The organism is Thermosporothrix hazakensis (assembly GCF_003253565.1).
GTDB lineage: Bacteria > Chloroflexota > Ktedonobacteria > Ktedonobacterales > Ktedonobacteraceae > Thermosporothrix > Thermosporothrix hazakensis.
Window position 1 is genome coordinate 354,849 of record NZ_QKUF01000001.1, and the last position, 18,597, is coordinate 373,445.

The following is an 18,597-nucleotide window of genomic DNA, read 5'->3' on the forward strand; positions in this document are numbered from 1 at the left end:
TACACAGCTCTACCTCTTCTCTCACCGGTCAGGCGACATATTCGCGCATTGCTTCAATCAGAATGCGAGCCACTTCAGGACGTGAGAATTCACGTGGAGGCATCTGCCCATCACGCAACAGCTGGCGAACCTTCGTTCCACTCAAGATCACATGCTGTTCCGCCGAATGCGGGCAAGTCTTCGCCGAGGCCATCCCCTCGCAGGCCCGGCAATAGAAGGTATGGTCAAAGAAGAGAGGCGTTATACCAAGCGCATTCGCGTCAAACTCGCTAAAAATACGCTGTGCATCATAGGTTCCGTAGTAGTTGCCGACGCCCGCATGATCGCGCCCCACGATAAAGTGCGAGCAGCCATAATTCTTGCGCAGCAGCGCGTGGAAGATCGCCTCACGAGGTCCAGCATAACGCATTGCAGCGGGCAGCACCCCCAGAATCACCCGATCAGCGGGGTAATAGTGTTCCAGCAGGACCTCATAGCAGCGCATTCTCACCGTTGCCGGGATATCGTCGCTCTTGGTCTCGCCGACCAGTGGATGCAGGAAGAGCCCATCAACCGTCTCTAAGGCGCATTTCTGGATATACTCATGTGCTCGATGCACCGGATTACGTGTCTGAAAGCCAACCACGCGCCGCCAGCCTCGTTCTGCGAAAAGCTGCCGACTCTGTTCAGGGGTAAAGCGATAGTGGGAAAACTGCTGTTGTTGCAGCGCCACGACCTTTACCGGTCCACCAAGCAGCACATCACCCTGCTGATAGAGCGCCCGAACGCCTGGATGCGCTTCCTCATCGGTGCGATAGACCTTCAAGGCCTCGTGCTTTTTGTTGTACGGATACTTCTCGTGCAGGGTCAGGACCGCCTGAAGCGTTCCAGCCGCATCGACCAGCGCGACCTCACTCCCCTCATGCAAGGCCGTTGCCTCTTCTACAGACACCGACAGTGTGATCGGAATCGACCAGGGAAGCCCGTTGGGTAAATGGAGCTCATTGACGACGCTCAGATACTCGTCACGAGTCAGAAAGCCGGTCAGCGGACTATAGGCCCCATTGGCCAGCAATTCCAGATCGGCAAGCTGTCGTGCACCGACGACAAGCCGAGGTAACGATGCAGCCCGTTCCAGCAAGGCGGCTCGCTCATCCTCTGCAGCCAGATTGCGAACCAGGGTTCCCCCATGTGGAGCAATCAAGTGTTCTGCCATATTCCCCTTTCCCCTCTCTATGCAGATTGTGCAGCGACCCCGGCGGCCACCTCTTCTGGCACAAGATACCCGAGCTCAACCAGGCGAGCAAAGATACGCGCAACACTTTCTTCCAGCGTCTCTTTATCTGTCTCAACGATCAATTCGGGATTTTCGGGAGGCTCATAGGGATCATCGACTCCGGTGAAGTGGCGAATCTTGCCCTCATCCACCAGCTTATAGAGCCCCTTGACATCACGTTCCCGGCAGACATCGAGCGGGCACTTCACATATACCTCCACAAACTCGCCAATCTGCTCACGGGCCCACGCTCGGGCCTCGCGATAGGGAGAAATAGCAGCCGAAATCGCGATCACTCCATTGCGCGAGAGCAAGTCACACACAAAGGCAATGCGTTTGATATTGGTATCGCGATCCTCACGGCTGAAGCCCAGGCCCTTACTCAAATGGGTGCGCACCACATCGCCATCAAGGATCTCAACCTTGCGCTCCAACGTACGAAGGCGCCTGGCAACCGCTTCCGCCAGCGTGCTTTTTCCGGCACCCGAGAGCCCTGTAAACCAGAGAGTAAAACCTTTCTGAGACATCTGCTTCACAACTCCTTTGACCTTTGGTATCGGTACCTACACCGATGGCTTCTCCCCATATACTGTAATCAGCAGGATCGATCATCAGTATCTATTTACGTGCTTGCAAGAACAGCCGTTGTTCCGCCTTGGTCAGCACCCCATTGTTGACTTAGTTTATCAACTTACACAACTTTCTGACCTAATGAGAATATACAGTACGCCTGAGGATATTGTCAACCTTTTTTCTGCCTTCGTGGTAAACTCCTGCAAATGCACACCGCTGATGCAGCCAATATACCCGAAAGAACGGAGCCGAAAGAGAAGGGGCATGATTCGAGGAACGAATGAAGAGCAAGCTGCTGAGGGATATTACCGTCAGAGGAGCAAAAGACCAGAAGCAAGCGTGTTTAGACGAGGAAGAGAACGGCTAGAAAGGGCCGCGCCTGCCTGAAACGCCAGCCCTTTCCGGATTTGTGCCTTTTGAAACGGTTTTAAGCGGTCAGTTCACGCACGATGCGGTTCACGCGAGCGCCATCAGCTTTCCCCTTCAGTTCCTTCGCGGCAAGGGGCATCACCTTACGGAACTCTTTTCCATGCTCGGCGATCAGGCGGTTCACTACCTCACGAACCTCGTCATCACTCAACTGAGCGGCGCTGATATAGTGTTCCAGAATCTCCATCTCGCGCTGCTCCTTCTCCACCAGATCAGTGCGTCCACCTTGCTGATAGAGAGGAATTGCCTGCTTGCGTTTCTTGACTTCCTGTTCCAGCACGCGATAGCAGTCGGCCTCGGTCATCGGTTGACCATACTCGGGATTTTTGCGGTCAGTACGTGCAACTTCAAGGTTATGAATGGCGCTGATTGCCATCCGGATCGTATCGAGCCTGACCTGATCGCGAGCCCGCTGAGCATCTTGCATGTCCTTTCGCAATTGCTGTTCTATCGGAAATTCTTGCCGAGCCATAACAAAAACATCTCCTAACCTTTAAAACTAGTGCTTTGTGCGCCTCACCAGTATACTATGTCCGTCAAAAAAAATCAGCAGGAAACAGGCGGTTTTTTCGGGAGGCAGCATACGCAAGCAGAAGCTACCGAACCGAATATAGTATCACGCGAACACGTTCGACTTTTCCAGAAAAAGACCCAACAGCGAAGCACAGCATTACTGGAATGCTTCTCATATATGTGTCACTTTTCCTATAAGAGACACGTATCTATAGTTAAGAATAGAGAAATCCAATGAAAAGCAAGCAACAAATCAAGGAGGTGTGTCGTCGCTCAATAAAACCCGGTCCTGTCCAGGGAAGACCCTCTATTGATCCAGGTACGCACTGTATTCCACTTGTTTCACCGTAGAAAGGGAGAGCGTATATGATCTGGACGGCAAACCGAATTCTTTCCCTGATCCTGGGCATTGTGTTCACGATCATTGGTATAGTCGGTTTCTTCTTTTCATCAACGATGCGTGTGGCAAATATGGGTGGGTTCGATGTCGATGTTGTACACAACATTGTTCACCTCGTTACAGGAATAATCGCCCTCATTGCCACATTCATGCCCTGGTCAAGACTCTTTAACCAGATCTTTGGCGTTGTTTACACGCTACTGGGCCTGGCAGGGCTTGTGTACCCGGCATTCTACTTTGACCATAGACTGCTCGGGATCATGCATGTCAACGCTGTAGATCATGTACTCCACCTCGTTGCAGGTATCATCGCTCTGGCAGTGGGCTTCTTCGTTACCGGCACCGAGATCAGGCGTACACCAACCCCTACATCTTAATCTGTAAAGACAACAACTCTACACTCAGAGAGCAAACAGGCAGGAGAGGAATCGCGCACCGCTCCTGCCTTCCTTTTTGCTTTAGAGTGCCTGCCCTTTGTAGGAGAGCGAGACCACATCGGTGCGGCACTGACCGAGGTACCAGCGAGCATTCTGTGACAGATCCAACGTTGCCCGAAGCGTCTCTGGCTGCTCCTTTGTTCGCGCCTCCTGAAGCACTGCCCCACTGGGAGCAACAATCATTGTCGGGCAATGCTGGTGCGGATGTGCCACATTGGAGCTCACCACAAAACGTTGATTCTCAGCGGCCCGACTGATGAGATGCGCGCGCCAGACCCCATCAACCTCCTGCGGGTTTGCGGCATTGGTCAGATAGAGAAAAAGGTCAGCACCGCGATGCGCGAGATATTGCCACTGCTCGGGGAAACGCAGTTCGCGACAGAGCTGAAACGCCACACGGACCTCTCCCCCTGCGAAGCACATTGTGAACAGCGGGAGTTCGTCCCCTGCCTGAAAGATCGGACGCTCTGCATATGCCAGGTTGACCTTGCGATAGATAGCCCGTTCTCCCCGAGGCGAGAAATACAGTGCAGCATTGTACCAGCAGTCCCCTTCAGGCAGACAGGAACCGGCCACCAGGTGCACGCCACGCCGCTGTGCAGCCTGCGTCAGGGTCTCGAAGGCAGCAGGCAGGGCTTCCCGCTCAAGGTGCAGCATCGGCTCCAGTGCATCGATATAGCCAGAGATCGCCCCCTCATGAAAAACAAGCAGTTCATCGGGTGTAGCTTCTTCCACAACCGAAAGCATTGATTGAAGGTTCTGCGCAATAACAAAAGAATTTGGGAATTGACATAAATGAATATTTATATACATAAGACCTCATTTCTTCTTTTTTCTCTGTCGCCAATATGATACGATACCATTCCAAATCTTCTTCATCTGCTTCTATAGGGGAGTTTACACAACGATGCAATCACTCTACCAGCGGCTTCTTGAGCGCCTACAGCAGGAATTTGGCGACGATCTGGAAGGTGTCCTGCTTACCGGCTCCCGGATCCATAGTACACCCGGCCCGAACAGCGATCTCGATGTGCATGTTGTCATCCGACAGCCACGCCGCAAACGCCACAACTTCTTGCTTGATGGGCACGAAATAGAGATGTTTATTAATCCAGCGAACCAGTTGCAACGTGAGATTCATAATGGCAGTCCTGTCAATCCACATATGTTCGCATTCGGGCACATTCTCTATGATCCACAGGGTGTGCTTGCAGAACTCCAGGAGGAAGCACGGCAGGTCTGGGAAGCAGGGCCACCAGAGCTACAGCATCTCTGGTCTATTCGCTACGCAGTTGCCGATACCCTGCGTGATATCGAGGATGTGGCGGATGATGAGGCTACCGCCACGCTTCTGATCAGTTCTCTCTGCCAGTGGCTGATACAGGTTCATTTTCAGCTCCAGCATCGCTGGTGGGATAAACCGAAGCGGCTGTTACAGGAGCTTGCCCGATGGGATGAGACCGCAGCCCGAGAGGCCAGAACCGCCCTCACAAGTGGTCCCCTCCTGGAGCGCGTAGCGGCCCTGCGCCGACTTGCAGAGTATATCCTGAAGCCGGTTGGCGGGCCTATGCCACTGGAATGGGAAATTGACTGGTCAGACGTGTCATAATAGAAACATCCGTTGTTGTTAGCAGCCTGGATGAAAGAGAGGTGACTTTTGGGACGTTACCGAGGAGAAGTGAGAGCACCAGAGTTCCCTGCAGGTCTGGATTGGATCAACAGCGACCATCCTTTGCGTTTGCAGGAACTTCGTGGACATATCGTTATTCTTCACTTCTGGACATTTTGTTGAATCAACTGTGTCCATATGCTTTCGCAGTTGCGAGAGCTCGAAACCGCCTTCCCAGATACGCTGACGGTTATCAGCATTCACTCCCCCAAATTTCCACGGGAGCAATTCACTGAAAGCGTACGCGAAGCCGTGCTACGCTATGGGATCACCCATCCCGTTGTCAACGACCGCCAGATGAACCTCTGGCAACAGTACGCAGTGCGGGCATGGCCCACGCTGATGTTTCTGGACCCTGAGAACCGGGTTATCGGCAAGCACGAGGGCGAGATTGCGCCAGAACAGGGCAAACAACTGATACAGCGCATGATCGACGATTTCGATGCCGAAGGCTTACTGACCCATCAGCCGTTGCGTTTTGCCCGCGAAACAGCACCGGAATCGTTTCTTGCCTTCCCGGGCAAAGTGGCCGTTGATGGACAACGCATCGTTATCAGTGATACCGCACATCACCGGCTGATCGAGGCTGATCTAAAAGGTACTGTTCGCCAGATTATCGGGACAGGCAAAGAGGGCAGAGCCGACGGGCCGGCAGAGCAGGCAGAATTCAACCGTCCACAAGGGATGACCCTCACAGGCCACACACTCTACGTCGCCGATACCGAGAACCACCTGATTCGGCGGGTAAACCTGGAAACACAACGGGTTGAAACCATTGCCGGAACAGGACAGCAATACGGCATCGCCAGAACGGCAACCTCGGGAGAGCCGCTACAGGTCGCGCTCAGCTCGCCCTGGGATCTTGCCTACCAGAATGAGCGGCTCTATATCGCTATGGCCGGCGTCCATGCGCTTTACATGGTGCATCTACAATACAACGAGATTCGCATTTTCGCCGGAGCTGGACCGGAAGGCCTGCGCGATGGCAGTTATGACGAGGCCTGGTTCGCGCAACCCTACGGGCTCTCGATCGAGAACAACATCCTCTATGTCGCGGATAGCGAAACCAGCGCCGTGCGTGCAGTCGAGCTCGATGGCAAGCGCCGCGTCACCACGCTGGTCGGGACGGGGCTGTTTGATTTCGGCGACGTCGATGGTACAGGTGATAATGCACAATTACAGCATGTGCAGGCTGTCTGTGCCTCTCAAGGCCGCGTCTATCTGGCCGATACCTATAATAATAAGATAAAAGTGCTTGATCCGCTCACCCGTGAGGTCAAAACGCTGGCCGGAGATGGTCAGGCCGGGTACCGCGATGGCAGCTTTGATGAGGCCCAGTTCAACGAGCCCGCAGGACTGGCCGCATATGGGCAAAAGCTCTATGTCGCTGATACCAACAACCATGCTATTCGGGTACTCGATCTGGAAGCTCGAACCGTCGAGACCCTGAAGCTTCTCCGACCGGCATAAACAGGCAGGGATGGGCAGCGCCCCATCTCTGCAACCCCATCAACAAAAGGATCGTGTATCTATGAAAGTGGTCTATGGAGAACGCATCGGCCAAACGGCCCGACTCTCCGTCAGTTGCTCGGCTGTAATCTTCGATGAGGACCGACAAAAGCTTCTCCTGATGCGTCGGGATGACAACGGGCGCTGGAGCCTACCCGGTGGACACATGGATGCCGGAGAAAGCGTGACAGAGGCATGTGCCCGTGAGGTGCTGGAAGAAACCGGGCTGCATGTTCAGGTCGGTAAGCTCATAGGCGTCTATTCCAGCCCGGACATGATTTTGCAGTATGCCGACGGGAATCGCTATCAGACAGTGCACTTCTGCTTTGAGGCCCGCCCTCTTGCAGGCACACTGACAAGCGGCACTGAAACACTCGAACTGGCCTATTTCAGCCGAGAAGAGCTTGCTCACCTCGATATTATGGAACACCACCTACAGCGGATCGAGGACGCCTGGGCAGGAAATCTGCTACCGTTCATGCGTTAAACAGGGTTCTTTTCTCTTGTACTTCAACATCTCAAGGACAAGCAGTCCTACCAATTGCCCACCATTTTGAGATACAATAAAGCTGTCCAATCATTCAAACACGATGAAGTGTTTCATAAGGAGATATCTACATGTCACAGGTAATGGAAGACGTACAGACTCGTGCTCAAACCCCTTTTAAGAATGAGCCACTTACCGATTTCAGTAAAGAAGAGAATCGCCGCGCCCAGGAAGCCGCTCTCGCGCAGGTGAAGAGCGAACTGGGGCAGAAATATCCGCTTATCATTGGCAACAAAAAAATCACCGAAGGCGAAACCTTCGCTTCAATTAACCCTGCAAACCCGGATCAGGTCCTCGGCTATTTTATCAAGGGTACCGCTGAACAGGCAAAGGAAGCCGTAGGAGTCGCAGCCGAAGCCTTCAAAACGTGGAAGAAAGTGCCTGCCACGGAACGCGCAGCCTATCTCTTCAAAGCAGCCGACATCATCCGCGAGCGCAAGTTCTACTTTAACGCCTGGATGATCTACGAGGTCAGCAAGACCTGGGTTGAGGCCGATGCCGACACCGCCGAGGCGATCGACTTCCTCGAATACTATGCCCGCCAGATGCTCAAACTGGCCGCCCCCCAGGATCTTCCAACCACACCCGGAGAGGACAACGAGCTTGTCTATATTCCGCTCGGCGTTGGCGCAGTGATTCCACCCTGGAACTTCCCGTGTGCAATCGCTCTCGGTATGACCTCCGCCGCGATCGTTGCAGGCAACACGGTTGTACTGAAGCCAGCCAGCACCGCCCCGGCGATCGCCTACCAGTTCGTCCGTGTGTTTGAAGAAATCGGCCTACCAGCAGGCGTGATCAACTACCTGACCGGCTCGGGTGCAGCCATTGGCGACACGCTGGTTGATGATCCACGCACCCGTTTCGTGTCCTTCACTGGCTCCCGCGAGGTTGGCGAGCGCATCTATGAGCGCGCCGCAAAAGTGGCACAGGGCCAGATCTGGCTTAAGCGCAGTGTGCTGGAAATGGGCGGTAAAGATGCGGTTGTCGTCGATGAGACCGCCGATCTTGATGCCGCCGCGGATGGCATTGTCTCTTCCGCGTTTGGCTTCCAGGGGCAGAAGTGCTCCGCCGGTTCCCGCGCCATCGTCGTCGAGCAGGTCTACGATCAGGTACTTGAGAAAGTGCTTGAGCGCGCCAAAAAGCTCACCGTGGGCGATGTCACGCAGGATCCGACCGTCAATCTGGGTGCCGTCATCGACGAGAAAGCCAAGAAGAAGATTCTCGAATACATCGAGATTGGCAAGAAAGAAGGGCGCCTTGTTCTCGGTGGCGGAGAGAAGGGCCCTGGCTACTTCATCGAGCCAACCATCATCGCCGATGTTGACCGCAACGCACGCATCGCACAGGAAGAGATCTTCGGCCCCGTCCTTGCCTTCATTAAAGCGAAAGATTTCGCTGATGCGATCGATATCGCCAACAGCACCGAGTATGGCCTGACCGGCTCGCTCTACACTCAGGATCAAGAGCGCATTGAGCAGGCGAAGGAAGAGTTCCACGTTGGGAACCTCTACTTCAACCGCAAGTGTACCGGAGCACTGGTCGGCGTCCATCCGTTCGGCGGCTTCAATATGTCCGGTACCGACTCCAAAGCGGGCGGCCCGGATTACCTGTTACTCTTCACACAAGCGAAGGCCATTTCAACCAAAAAGTAAGAAAGAGGAGTCCGTGACGACGGTTACCCAACTCAGCCATAAGCTCTGGCACATCTCTCTTCCGTTCCAGGGTGAACATGGCGTGCTGGGTTGTTATGTGTTTGCCGGGTCAGATCAGCTCGTCCTGATCGACCCCGGCCCACAAACAACCGCGGCAGCCCTGATAGAGGGACTCGAAGAGCTTGGCTTCCAGGCAAAGGATGTCACCCACATCCTTGCAACACATATCCATCTGGATCATGCGGGCGGAGCAGGAACGCTGCTTCAGCAAATGCCTCATGCGACGGTCCTGACCCACAGCAAAGGAGCGCCCCATCTGGTTGATCCCGCTAAACTGCTTACCAGCGCGACTCGCATCTATGGCGACCGAATGAACGAGCTCTGGGGCACGGTTGAACCGGTGCCAGAGGATCAGGTTCAGGCAATTGACCACGGCGATGTGCTGACGCTTGCTGATCGCAGGCTTGAAGTCCATTATGCACCAGGGCATGCCTCACACCATGTCATCTTTTTCGATGTGCATTCAGGCGAGATGTTTACTGGTGACGCCGCTGGCGTGCGTTTGCCGGGCATCAATTATAATCGGCCACCGACGCCCCCACCGGACCTTGACCTCGAAATCTGGACTCACACCATTACCATGATGAAACAGCTCCACCCCGATGTGCTCTATCTTGCTCACTTCGGACCAAGCAAGGAGCCAGTCGCCCATCTCGATCAACTACGCGAGAGGCTATATAGCTGGGGCGAGCTCGTTCTACAGGCAATGCGCGAGGGGAAGGATGAGGCCCAGATCACCGAGTACCTGATTGCCAGTACACAACCAGAACTGGAGCGGCTGACCGATGATCCCACAATGGTACGACGCTATGATCTGGCAATCAACTATCCAATGACAGTTCAGGGATATATGCGCTACTGGCGAAAGCAGGGAAAAGCGTCATAGAATGCAAGGAGACGGGAAAGAGTGCAAAAGGAACCTGAAAGGAGCTCTGTTTCCTACTGGCAAAGCACACTTGCCGCCTATCCATTAGAGACGACACCGCCCACAATCGCAGATGTCGTCGTTGTCGGCGGGGGAGTCCTGGGATGCTCCGCCGCCTACTGGCTTGCAAGAGCAGGCTTACATCCAGTCCTCCTTGAACAAAGCGCCGTCGCCTATGGAGCCACTGGACGCAACGGCGGCTTTATTTCATATCACTCAGCCCTCGGTTTCCTGGCAGAAAACGAACTACTCGGGCACCAGACTGCGCTTGCTATCCTCCACCTGACGCGGGAGAATCAGCGCTTGCTGCGTCAAATCCTTGAAGAGGAGCAATTGGACTGCCAGTATCGCGAGCCCGGAATCATCTCACTGGCGCTGAACGAGAGTCAGAGAGAGCATATGGCCCGCAACGTTGCCGCACTTCAGGCCGAGGGCATGAGGATTCACCTGCTGGACCGCCAGGGCTTGCAGGAATATATCGCGACGGAACTTGGCCCGGAGATCGTCGGCGGCGAGCTCTATGCTGAGGCCGGGCTGATCCACTCGGGACGACTGGTCCAGGGGCTCGCTCAGGCAGCACAACGCCACGGCGCTCGGCTCTATCAGGCCACAGTCAGGCAGGTGCAAACAAGCGGGAATACCGTTCGTCTCGATACTGAGCATGGCACTCTTGAGGCCAGAGCTGCCATTATCGCCACCAATGCATGGACAGCGAATTTGCTGCCCGCCTTGCGTGGGCTGGTCGTGCCAGTACGGGGCCAGGCACTTTCTTACGCACCGAGAGAGCCTGTCTTCCATACCGGTCTGGGAGCAGGGGTCACCGCAACCGGCGAGTACTGGCAACAGACAATCGATGGTTCTCTTCTGCTTGGCGGATGCCGCGAGGTCGCACCAGAGCAGGATAAAGGTGTCACCATTCAACAGCCAACAGCGGAAGTACAACAGGCGCTTGAGCAGGTCTTCCCGCGTCTCTTCCCGCGGCTACAAGGGCTTCAGGTACAGCGTCGTTGGGCCGGACTGATGGCGTTCACACCAGATTACCTGCCGATTATCGATCAGGCTCCCGAGATGTCCACTGTCTGGGCAGGCTGTGGTTTTTGCGGGCATGGCATGCCTTTCGGGATTCGCGTCGGGCAGTTACTGGCACAAGCAGTACAGCATGGAAGCACTCTGGAAGAGCTTGCACCCTTCTCGCTTCGGCGCCCCTCATTGAAGCGATCATAACACTATTTCCTACAAACTCCCTGTATTGATCGATAGCTATTCGACAATACAGGGAATTTTTGAGCTCTTTTGATTCCCTCTCATTCCTCTTCTAAAGCTGTATCAACCCTATTTCCTGTTTCATAAGAGCAACTTTTCTTTTTCAATTTCTCTTTTGAATCACGTCTTTACTTGTATGAATAACAGTAAAACAAGATACATTATCCGGAAAACATTTGAACAGGCAGAGAGGAGCAAGAACGGTATGAGCGCAGTCACTATCTTTCTGATGGGATTACTTATCGGTATGCTTTTATGCTGGGCAGCAACGCAACGCCAGCGTCAATTGCTGCGGCGCTACCGCCAGCAAGCTCGAATACTCTCCAAGTGGAGCAGACCAATCATCGAAGAATAACAACATGTGTTCCTCCACTGGTCTCGAAGGTGAGGAGAGCAGGCGTCCGGCTCTCCTCGCTTTTTTATTCCGGGCGATCTTTAAAGCGCTCCTGTAGCAATTTCTCGGTGCGGATAACGGCCAGTCGAGCCGTCTCCTGAGCAAACTCTGTCGCCCGTCGGAATGCCTGCTGCAACGGTAGAAATGGAAGGGCCGGGGACGTGTCCTGGAGCTGAGGGAGCGCCCGAAGCCGTTCTGTTTCGCGTTCTCGGGCGTGTACTGGAAGATCAATCGGTCGCCTCGGGAGCACAATAAGGAGGTGCATCAATATCCTGTGCACAGCATGACGTGGCATACCCTGAACAACGGCCCGCATTTCCAGCAGCGCTAACCAGTGCGCGAACACTTCCGCCTGCTGCCACGAAACATCATCACACTCACAGATAACGGCGCTATCAAAGCGCACTGAGCCCTTCTTCCAGCAAAGAAGGTCCTGCAATACCTCTACCGAAGCACGTTTGTCACCTGTGACATGCACAAGGCGAGCCTCCTTAAAGTAGAGATGAGCCACGCCAAACCGCTCACCATTGCGCAACGCCAGGCGTCCCGATGCACGACGACTCTGGATATAGCCCAGAGCCAGCACCACATCAGCGAAAAAGTTTGTAGTCAGAATTGTAGCGAGTGACCTATCTGGAGAAATGTTCATATCAGCCAACCTTACCACGTCTTTTACAAGCCACTGTTTTCTCTTTTTGATTATACTTCCTGCAAAAGCATGTTTCAATATATATATACCTTTAAGAGGCAAAATTCATACATCCATATACGCAATTCCATATATACGACAGGTTATCCCTGAGAGAGGAGCGGACGTTCTATGCGCAACACCCCAAGCCCGCTGAGCGCTGGAGCGAGCTCGTGCAGGGCCTGCATGGTCAATGTATGCGCCTCCCGTTCACCAACCAGCGGGGCACAAAAATAAAAGCAGGTCTCAATCAAAGCGGAGAAGCCTTCTAGCAGCTCATTACGCGGGTAGCGATCCAGCAATGTCTGATCGGCGAGCTGAAGATAACCGGCAGAAGAGAACTGCAAATGAGCAAAGAGAGGAAAAGCAGTAGAAAGATCGTCAAGAATATCGCGGAGTACCGCCAGTGCCTCTTGAGAGCCGACCAGACGCGCAATGACAAGAGCAGCGCGCCGTGTCCCTTCGATCAATATGCGCCACTCAAGCGGTGTAAGCAGCGCTTGCGTCTCGCTGACCGTCACCGCGGTGCCCTCCACCACACAAGGTACGGTCGGCATCTGGATAACGCCGCTACGGTGAAGGCGCTGTAGTGTCTCTTCAAACAGGCGCTCATGTGTCTCGTTCAGCGTCACATCTCGGGTAATCGCGCCGCGTTCAAAGCGCACCATCCCCTGCGTCCACGCCTGTAACTCTTGCAGCGTCGAACGAATGTCGCCACGATTACCGATGCAATGCACCAGTTTTCCGGCCCGGAAATAGAGATGAGAGATACTCAGGCGCTCTGTATTGCGAATTGTGAGCCGACCAAATGCCCGAACCCGCCTGACCTGATAGACGATCAGCGCAAGATCACGCAAAGGTCCCTGCCACAAGGAGCCTGGAAGACCAGATTGCGGCACAACACCATCCACTTTCTATGCACCAACGCGCAAAAACACGCATATAAACTTCTTCTTGTGGAACTATGATACCGAGAAGCAAGAAGAGTGTCAAGAATTTCTGGGTTCTACACGACTTTTAGCGTATCGTGTATCCTGCAATCTGGTCGTTTCCTTAAAAAGTGATATCACCACAGCGCTCACAGTGCCCGATGCGCCCCGCCTCACTCTCGCGGATCTCGCGTAAAGGCCGCGCACAGCGACAAACGTAGCCACGAGGCCGCGCAGGGTTCCCCAGAACCAGCGTATGCGGCGGCACATCACGCGTCACAACAGAGCCCGCACCGATCAACGCGAATTCCCCGATGGTCACGCCACACACGATCACTGCGCCCGCGCCAATCGAAGCCCCATACTTCACTAATGTTGGAGTCACCTCCCAATCCTCTGCCCCCTTCAGACGCCCATCCGGCGTAATCGCACGAGGATACATATCATTGGTAAAGCAGACGTGCGGTCCGATAAAGACGCCATCCTCGATAGAGACGCCCTCAAATAGTGAAGCATTGTTCTGGATTTTGACGCGTGAGCCGATACGCACATGCGTCTCCACATACACGCCCTTGCCGATATTACATTCCGCGCCAATCGACGCATACGAGCGGATATGAGCATGCCGCCAGATCCGCGTTTTGTCACCGATCTGTACATGCTCTTCTACCTCGGCCAGCGGATGCACAAAAAAGCTCGATTCGGTCATTGGCGCTTACCTCGAATTTGTAAAGCGATTGCGGATAAACGGGATCCAGCGCAGGCGTGAGAAGAAGCCCCAGAGCCCGGCGACCTCAGCCGCAACGACCAGCCAATGCTGATCAATATCAGCCTCCACCCGATGAAGCAGCAGCGGATCAGCCTCCGGTGTGTTGTCGCCATAACGTGTTGTCAGGGCCCAGGAATAGCCCGCCTCACGTACTGCCTCCACCACCTCAGGACTGATATGCTGCATCTGCCCGATAGGATAGGCAAACGAGCGGACCGGGTGCCCGAGGCGCTCTTCCAGCACACGCTTACAATCGACAATCTCACGTCGCACTTCTGCGGGGTCAGTCAGCGCGCTCAACACCGGATGATGCAAGGTATGTGCTCCGAAAGAGACAAGCTGACTTGCATCCATCTCCCGAACCTCATCCCAGGTGAGCGGCATTCCCGGTTCTTCCGCCGGAAGCACCGCAGATGGTGCCTGCAAAGCTTCACGCACCATTGTCAGAAAGCGTTCTCGCTCTGCCACCGACGGTGCAAAGCGCAGCCGCTGATCAATCAGGTGCGACAGCTCATCCACCTCCTGCGACTCGCTGAGGCGATAGACCTTCCCCTCAAGCTGCACCTTCGACACACGAGCCCGCTGTACCAGCCGTTTTCCCTCGTCCCACCAGAAATAATCACCACTGTCGATATAGTCAGGAATCAGATAAATCGTGAACGGGACACGCAATTGAGAGGCCAGCGGGAAAGCATAGGTATAATTATCGCGGTAGCCATCATCAAAAGTGACTACAACCGGAGAACGTGGATCTCCGTTCGATTGCGCATCGGGCGCATACACCTCATCCAGCGCCTCTTCAAGTGGCACGATCCGATAATGACGCTGAAGATAGAGCCAGTGACGGCGCAAATGACCGCCACTGGCACGATGATAATTCAGCACCACGACACGCTTTTTGTCCCGTCTCTTCAGCGAACGGGCCAGCGCAACCAGACCACTATAGTACATACAAGCTGCGATAAAAACGAGAATACGTCGGCGCATAGCGTTTCTATTCCTTTAGCAATTGTTCTGGCGTGAGCACATCATCCATTGAAGCGCCCTTGACTACAAGGCACGAACATAACGCGGAACTGCAACAGCAAGACGACGAGCCGCAGCGTCAGCACCCAGGACGAAGCGATAAAGCGGCCCGAAGCTTCTTACCGATGAAAAGCCGATAAAGTACAGCCCGGTCACACCGCTCTCGAACCAGGGATTGAGCACAGGAGCCCCCTGATACGTATGGATCTCTTGTAGCAGCTCAGGAGCCAGCATTGTCAGACGCTTGAGATTGGTTTTGTATCCGGTTCCCAGTAAAATATGATCTGCCTCAAGCTGCCGGCCACTGGCAAGCTGCACGCGAACCGTCTCGCCAAGTGGCTCAACCGCATCGACATATTGATGCTCAAGCATCTCCACTTTTCCCAGAATGCGGGGCTTCAGCCAGGGAGCCCCCTTCGGGCCATGCTTGGTATCAACAATATAATCGACAATATCGCGAGGGAAACGCTGCAAGCTATAGGGCAACTTCTCCAGAAAGACATTGAGCCAACCACCACCAAGCGCGGAATCTGGTGCGCGCAATTGACGCAGCACAGGTGGCAAGCTGCCGTGACCGGTACCAGAGATCCAGTGTACTGATCGGCGTGCCAGCAACTGGACCGTTGCCCCATTCTCGTTTAATAAGGCAGCCGTTTCCAGCGCCCCCTGACCACGCCCCACAACAATGACCCTCTTCCCTTTGAACTCAGCCATATCATGGTGATCAGCACTGTGCGAGACCAGAGACGCCGGCAAACCCTGATACTCTTTTGGATAATAGACAAAGTACTGAAGTCCGGGAGCCATCACGACTGCCCGAGCAAAGAGCACGCGCCCATCCTCAAGCTGCACCTTGAAGAGGCTCCCCACCTTTGAGATCCGCTGAATCAGCGTCTCATCAACATCTGGCACGACGTTCTGCTGAAACCAGAGCGAGTAATCCACGAAATCTTGAATAGGCAGGATCTCCGGCTCTCGCTTCCCCTTGAGCAGGAAATAGTCTTTGAGTTGATAGCGACCTTCCGGGTCTGAGAGATTGGTTGCCCACCAATACGAGCGAAGCTGCATCCCCTTTGGCATATGCTCACGCCAGAAACCGATAGGCTTGCCAAAGACAGCGACATTCAGCCCTCGCGCACGCATATGTGCGGTAGCAGAAAGGCCATATGGGCCAGCACCGAGGACAACGACATCATAAGAAGCCAGGGCAGTTCTCCCCTGAACAGTATTCACATCCAAAGACACATTCACTGCATATTCCTCCTGGAAGATGGGCCCCTTATCACTCGCTGGACGCCACGGTGCAGAAAATCACGCGTTGCAGTCCAGAGAGGACGTATATCATCCTTATCTAGATAATCATAGGCAGCGGGTGTAAAGAAGGCCGCAATGAAGTCCAGTAGAGATTGCGCCGGAGGGGCCACACCCGGTCGTCCTCTTTGTGCAAGCGCCTGCACCGTCGTCAAAATATCGCCTTCAAGGAAGCGCATCCAGCCCCCCGTTTGATAGGACGTCACCCGCTCAAGCTTCTCCCCACGAGCCCACTGATAGAGCAGATAGGGGAAATCAACGCCCGCACGGACCGCGACTTCAATAGAGGCTGACAACCGAGGATTGATTTCCATTAAATAGGGACGACCTGCACTGTCACGCCTGAACTCAACCTCACTATAGCCTTCCAGTTCTATTGCACGCACCAGCCGCTCCGCTTGCCCGGTAATATCCTCGGGTAGCGCGATGCTCTGGCGATAGACCGAGGTTCCCCCCAGGGGCGGTTGGGTTCGTTTGGCCCACTGAGCGAAACGTGCGTACATCGTACCATCAGCGTAGAACAGGCTGATGGCTTCTCGTCTTCCATCCAAAAATTGTTGAAAGAGGGTACTGCCTCCATATTGTGTCAGCTTTTCGACAGCCTCCCGTGCCTCATCATGTGTTGTGACCAATTGGCTGATGACCCGCACACCACGCCCCTTGCCCCAGAGCCAGGATTCCACCGGCTTCACCACTGCAGGCAGGCCAACCGTACGCACCGCCTCAGGAACCTCATCTACATGCTGAACAGATACCCCCCGGGGAATTCCGATGCCGAGTCGGGATGCTATATCCAGCGTTTTTTCTTTATCGGTCGCAACGGCCAGAGCCTCTTCTTTCGCCAGGGCAAGCTGTGCCCTCCACGCTACCGTCTCGCGATGCGCCCGTAACACTTCAAGCGTTCCATCGGCGGACGGGATCACGACCTGAGCGCCGGTATGGTCCAGAATGTGCAGCAGATAGTCAAGGAAGGCGTCGGTCTGTTGCAGATAGGAGGGCGCAACATAAGCCCGCCGACACCAGCGAGAGGCAAAGGCTGGCACATGCTTTGACTGTTGTAGCACATCGGCGACCTCCAACGCGGCAACCGTCAAGCCACGGCTTCCCAGGGAGCGCATCGTCACCAGTGATTGGCGCAATTTCGCATCCAGAACCAGCGCATCATAGAAAGTGGTACGCCGCGCTTCTGGCTTTAGCAGATTATCGAGATGTGTTCCCATGTTTCAATCTTTTCTTGATACGTGATACTATGCCCAGTAAGCCAACCAGCTCAGCGGCCAGAATCAGCCAGGGCTGTTCCAGATCTCCCGGCAAGCGAGCAAGGAGCAGAGGATCACTGTTCGGCGTGTTGACCTCTTCTACGGTCGTAACTGCCCACGAGAATCCGGCCTTCCTGACCGCCTTCACGCCCGCCTCACCAAAGTGTTCATCCTTTCCGATTGGATAGGCAAAAGTTCGTACCGGATGCCCGAGTTTCTCTTCAAGCACCCGGCGCGACTCCGTCACCTCATATTGAAGCTCTGCTGGATCGCTCAGGCGGCTCAGAACGGGGTGCCACATCGTATGAGCCCCAAAGGAAACCAGCCCGGTGCGCTCCATTTCGCGTGCCTCATCCCAGGTAATGGGTAACGCTGGCTCGGTTGTGCCCTCACGCGAACGCTCCGGTAAGCGTACCTCAAGCTCCTGCTGGATCTGCTTCAAGAAGGTTTCACGTTCCGCCACCGAGGTAGCCTCACGCACTTGCTGATCAATGGCCCGTGCAAGGGCGGCTCGCTCCCCGGCTTGCGCCAGTTGATACGTTTTCCCGCCCAGAGTCACCTTCTCGACCTTCGTATGACGTGCCAGATAGTCACCGGCGAGCCACCAGAAATAACGCCCGCTCTCGGTATAGCCAGGGATCAGAAAGACCGTGATGGGGATCTGGAACTGCCGGGCAAGCTTCAAGGCGCAGGTATAATTATCCAGATAGCCATCATCAAATGTCAGCACAATGGGCGGACGCCGATCAGTCACGGGTTTATGTGTGTATAACTCTTCCAGCGCCTCCTCAAGATGGAGCACGCGATAATGGCGGCTCAGATAGCGCATCTGGTGCCGCAGGTTCTTACCGGCAGCCCGATGATAGTTCAGGATGATCAACTGCCGCCGCTTTCGGGAACGAGCCAGCGCGATCAACCCGCTATAATAGAGACCACCCGCCACCAGAAGCCGCGCACGTTCACGCAAAGACATATTGTGCTCCTTCCTA

Annotated in this window: 19 protein-coding genes; 8 read left to right on the forward strand and 11 right to left on the reverse strand. The window is 54.6% G+C overall.

Features of this window, described 5'->3' with window-relative positions; all coding sequences use genetic code 11:
• Positions 1-28: 28 nt before the first annotated feature.
• From sat to EI42_RS01485, 3 genes are all read right to left on the reverse strand, one after another.
• Entirely contained in the window at positions 29-1,195 is a 1,167-nt protein-coding gene (gene sat, locus EI42_RS01475; RefSeq protein WP_111318083.1) for a sulfate adenylyltransferase, read from the reverse strand.
• A gap of 17 nt (positions 1,196-1,212) precedes the next feature.
• The gene (gene cysC / locus EI42_RS01480; protein ID WP_111318086.1) at positions 1,213-1,782 is read right to left on the reverse strand and encodes an adenylyl-sulfate kinase; all 570 of its coding nucleotides are present in this window, start codon (positions 1,780-1,782) and stop codon (positions 1,213-1,215) included.
• A gap of 473 nt (positions 1,783-2,255) precedes the next feature.
• Positions 2,256-2,729 (reverse strand): GatB/YqeY domain-containing protein, encoded by a 474-nt coding sequence (locus tag EI42_RS01485; RefSeq protein ID WP_111318089.1) that lies wholly within the window; start codon positions 2,727-2,729, stop codon positions 2,256-2,258.
• 407 nt (positions 2,730-3,136) lie between these two features.
• Here EI42_RS01485 and EI42_RS01490 point away from each other — a divergent pair, with 407 nt between their 5' ends.
• Positions 3,137-3,547, forward strand: coding sequence for a DUF4383 domain-containing protein (locus tag EI42_RS01490; protein WP_111318092.1), 411 nt, complete (start codon positions 3,137-3,139; stop codon positions 3,545-3,547).
• Between the two features lie 81 nt (positions 3,548-3,628).
• On the opposite strand, the gene EI42_RS01495 is transcribed toward EI42_RS01490, so the two are convergent.
• The gene (locus tag EI42_RS01495) at positions 3,629-4,420 is read right to left on the reverse strand and encodes a carbon-nitrogen hydrolase family protein (protein ID WP_111318095.1); all 792 of its coding nucleotides are present in this window, start codon (positions 4,418-4,420) and stop codon (positions 3,629-3,631) included.
• 94 nt (positions 4,421-4,514) lie between these two features.
• Between EI42_RS01495 and EI42_RS01500 the strand changes: the two genes are divergently transcribed.
• From EI42_RS01500 to EI42_RS32245, 7 genes are all read left to right on the forward strand, one after another.
• Complete coding sequence (locus EI42_RS01500; RefSeq protein ID WP_111318098.1) at positions 4,515-5,216, forward strand: nucleotidyltransferase domain-containing protein; 702 nt, start codon at positions 4,515-4,517, stop codon at positions 5,214-5,216.
• Between the two features lie 198 nt (positions 5,217-5,414).
• Positions 5,415-6,746: an NHL domain-containing thioredoxin family protein gene (locus EI42_RS01505; RefSeq protein ID WP_211325986.1), complete on the forward strand. Its 1,332-nt coding sequence runs from the start codon at positions 5,415-5,417 to the stop codon at positions 6,744-6,746.
• 61 nt (positions 6,747-6,807) lie between these two features.
• Entirely contained in the window at positions 6,808-7,272 is a 465-nt protein-coding gene (locus EI42_RS01510; protein ID WP_111318101.1) for an NUDIX domain-containing protein, read from the forward strand.
• A gap of 131 nt (positions 7,273-7,403) precedes the next feature.
• Positions 7,404-8,984: an L-glutamate gamma-semialdehyde dehydrogenase gene (gene pruA / locus EI42_RS01515; protein ID WP_111318104.1), complete on the forward strand. Its 1,581-nt coding sequence runs from the start codon at positions 7,404-7,406 to the stop codon at positions 8,982-8,984.
• 13 nt (positions 8,985-8,997) lie between these two features.
• On the forward strand, positions 8,998-9,930 hold the full coding sequence (locus tag EI42_RS01520) for an MBL fold metallo-hydrolase (RefSeq protein ID WP_170142276.1): 933 nt from the start codon (positions 8,998-9,000) through the stop codon (positions 9,928-9,930).
• 21 nt (positions 9,931-9,951) lie between these two features.
• Positions 9,952-11,193 carry an NAD(P)/FAD-dependent oxidoreductase gene (locus EI42_RS01525; RefSeq protein ID WP_111318110.1) on the forward strand — a complete coding sequence of 414 codons (1,242 nt, stop codon included), beginning with the start codon at positions 9,952-9,954 and terminating at the stop codon, positions 11,191-11,193.
• 244 nt (positions 11,194-11,437) lie between these two features.
• Positions 11,438-11,587 (forward strand): hypothetical protein, encoded by a 150-nt coding sequence (locus EI42_RS32245; RefSeq protein WP_170142277.1) that lies wholly within the window; start codon positions 11,438-11,440, stop codon positions 11,585-11,587.
• Positions 11,588-11,651: 64 nt separating this feature from the next.
• On the opposite strand, the gene EI42_RS01530 is transcribed toward EI42_RS32245, so the two are convergent.
• The 7 genes from EI42_RS01530 to EI42_RS01560 all read right to left on the reverse strand — a co-directional run bounded on the left by EI42_RS01530 (position 11,652) and on the right by EI42_RS01560 (position 18,581).
• The gene (locus EI42_RS01530) at positions 11,652-12,275 is read right to left on the reverse strand and encodes a DUF4388 domain-containing protein (RefSeq protein WP_137686088.1); all 624 of its coding nucleotides are present in this window, start codon (positions 12,273-12,275) and stop codon (positions 11,652-11,654) included.
• Positions 12,276-12,418: 143 nt separating this feature from the next.
• Positions 12,419-13,213, reverse strand: a complete 795-nt coding sequence (locus tag EI42_RS01535) for a DUF4388 domain-containing protein (RefSeq protein ID WP_137686089.1) — start codon at positions 13,211-13,213, stop codon at positions 12,419-12,421.
• Positions 13,214-13,367: 154 nt separating this feature from the next.
• On the reverse strand, positions 13,368-13,952 hold the full coding sequence (locus EI42_RS34205; protein WP_111318119.1) for an acyltransferase: 585 nt from the start codon (positions 13,950-13,952) through the stop codon (positions 13,368-13,370).
• A 6-nt stretch (positions 13,953-13,958) separates the two neighbouring features.
• A complete protein-coding gene (locus EI42_RS01545; protein WP_111318122.1) occupies positions 13,959-14,999 on the reverse strand; it encodes a polysaccharide deacetylase family protein in 1,041 nt (346 codons plus the stop codon).
• Positions 15,000-15,062: 63 nt separating this feature from the next.
• Positions 15,063-16,289 carry an NAD(P)-binding domain-containing protein gene (locus tag EI42_RS01550; RefSeq protein WP_170142278.1) on the reverse strand — a complete coding sequence of 409 codons (1,227 nt, stop codon included), beginning with the start codon at positions 16,287-16,289 and terminating at the stop codon, positions 15,063-15,065.
• The gene (locus EI42_RS01555) at positions 16,286-17,569 is read right to left on the reverse strand and encodes a carboxylate--amine ligase (protein ID WP_111318128.1); all 1,284 of its coding nucleotides are present in this window, start codon (positions 17,567-17,569) and stop codon (positions 16,286-16,288) included. The genes EI42_RS01550 and EI42_RS01555 overlap by 4 nt, the downstream gene beginning before the upstream one ends.
• Positions 17,550-18,581 (reverse strand): polysaccharide deacetylase family protein, encoded by a 1,032-nt coding sequence (locus tag EI42_RS01560; protein WP_170142279.1) that lies wholly within the window; start codon positions 18,579-18,581, stop codon positions 17,550-17,552. The genes EI42_RS01555 and EI42_RS01560 overlap by 20 nt, the downstream gene beginning before the upstream one ends.
• Positions 18,582-18,597: the final 16 nt, after the last annotated feature.

What these genes read in the sequence shown, in the direction of transcription:
- sat (WP_111318083.1), bottom strand. Translation starts at nt 1,195, where the DNA reads ATGGCAGAACACTTGATTGCTCCACATGGGGGAACCCTGGTTCGCAAT.
- pruA (WP_111318104.1), top strand. Translation starts at nt 7,404, where the DNA reads ATGTCACAGGTAATGGAAGACGTACAGACTCGTGCTCAAACCCCTTTT.
- EI42_RS01560 (WP_170142279.1), bottom strand. Translation starts at nt 18,581, where the DNA reads ATGTCTTTGCGTGAACGTGCGCGGCTTCTGGTGGCGGGTGGTCTCTAT.
- EI42_RS34205 (WP_111318119.1), bottom strand. Translation starts at nt 13,952, where the DNA reads ATGACCGAATCGAGCTTTTTTGTGCATCCGCTGGCCGAGGTAGAAGAG.
- EI42_RS01505 (WP_211325986.1), top strand. Translation starts at nt 5,415, where the DNA reads ATGCTTTCGCAGTTGCGAGAGCTCGAAACCGCCTTCCCAGATACGCTG.
- EI42_RS01530 (WP_137686088.1), bottom strand. Translation starts at nt 12,275, where the DNA reads ATGAACATTTCTCCAGATAGGTCACTCGCTACAATTCTGACTACAAAC.
- EI42_RS01510 (WP_111318101.1), top strand. Translation starts at nt 6,808, where the DNA reads ATGAAAGTGGTCTATGGAGAACGCATCGGCCAAACGGCCCGACTCTCC.
- EI42_RS01485 (WP_111318089.1), bottom strand. Translation starts at nt 2,729, where the DNA reads ATGGCTCGGCAAGAATTTCCGATAGAACAGCAATTGCGAAAGGACATG.
- EI42_RS32245 (WP_170142277.1), top strand. Translation starts at nt 11,438, where the DNA reads ATGAGCGCAGTCACTATCTTTCTGATGGGATTACTTATCGGTATGCTT.
- EI42_RS01545 (WP_111318122.1), bottom strand. Translation starts at nt 14,999, where the DNA reads ATGCGCCGACGTATTCTCGTTTTTATCGCAGCTTGTATGTACTATAGT.
- EI42_RS01500 (WP_111318098.1), top strand. Translation starts at nt 4,515, where the DNA reads ATGCAATCACTCTACCAGCGGCTTCTTGAGCGCCTACAGCAGGAATTT.
- cysC (WP_111318086.1), bottom strand. Translation starts at nt 1,782, where the DNA reads ATGTCTCAGAAAGGTTTTACTCTCTGGTTTACAGGGCTCTCGGGTGCC.
- EI42_RS01555 (WP_111318128.1), bottom strand. Translation starts at nt 17,569, where the DNA reads ATGGGAACACATCTCGATAATCTGCTAAAGCCAGAAGCGCGGCGTACC.
- EI42_RS01495 (WP_111318095.1), bottom strand. Translation starts at nt 4,420, where the DNA reads ATGTATATAAATATTCATTTATGTCAATTCCCAAATTCTTTTGTTATT.
- EI42_RS01490 (WP_111318092.1), top strand. Translation starts at nt 3,137, where the DNA reads ATGATCTGGACGGCAAACCGAATTCTTTCCCTGATCCTGGGCATTGTG.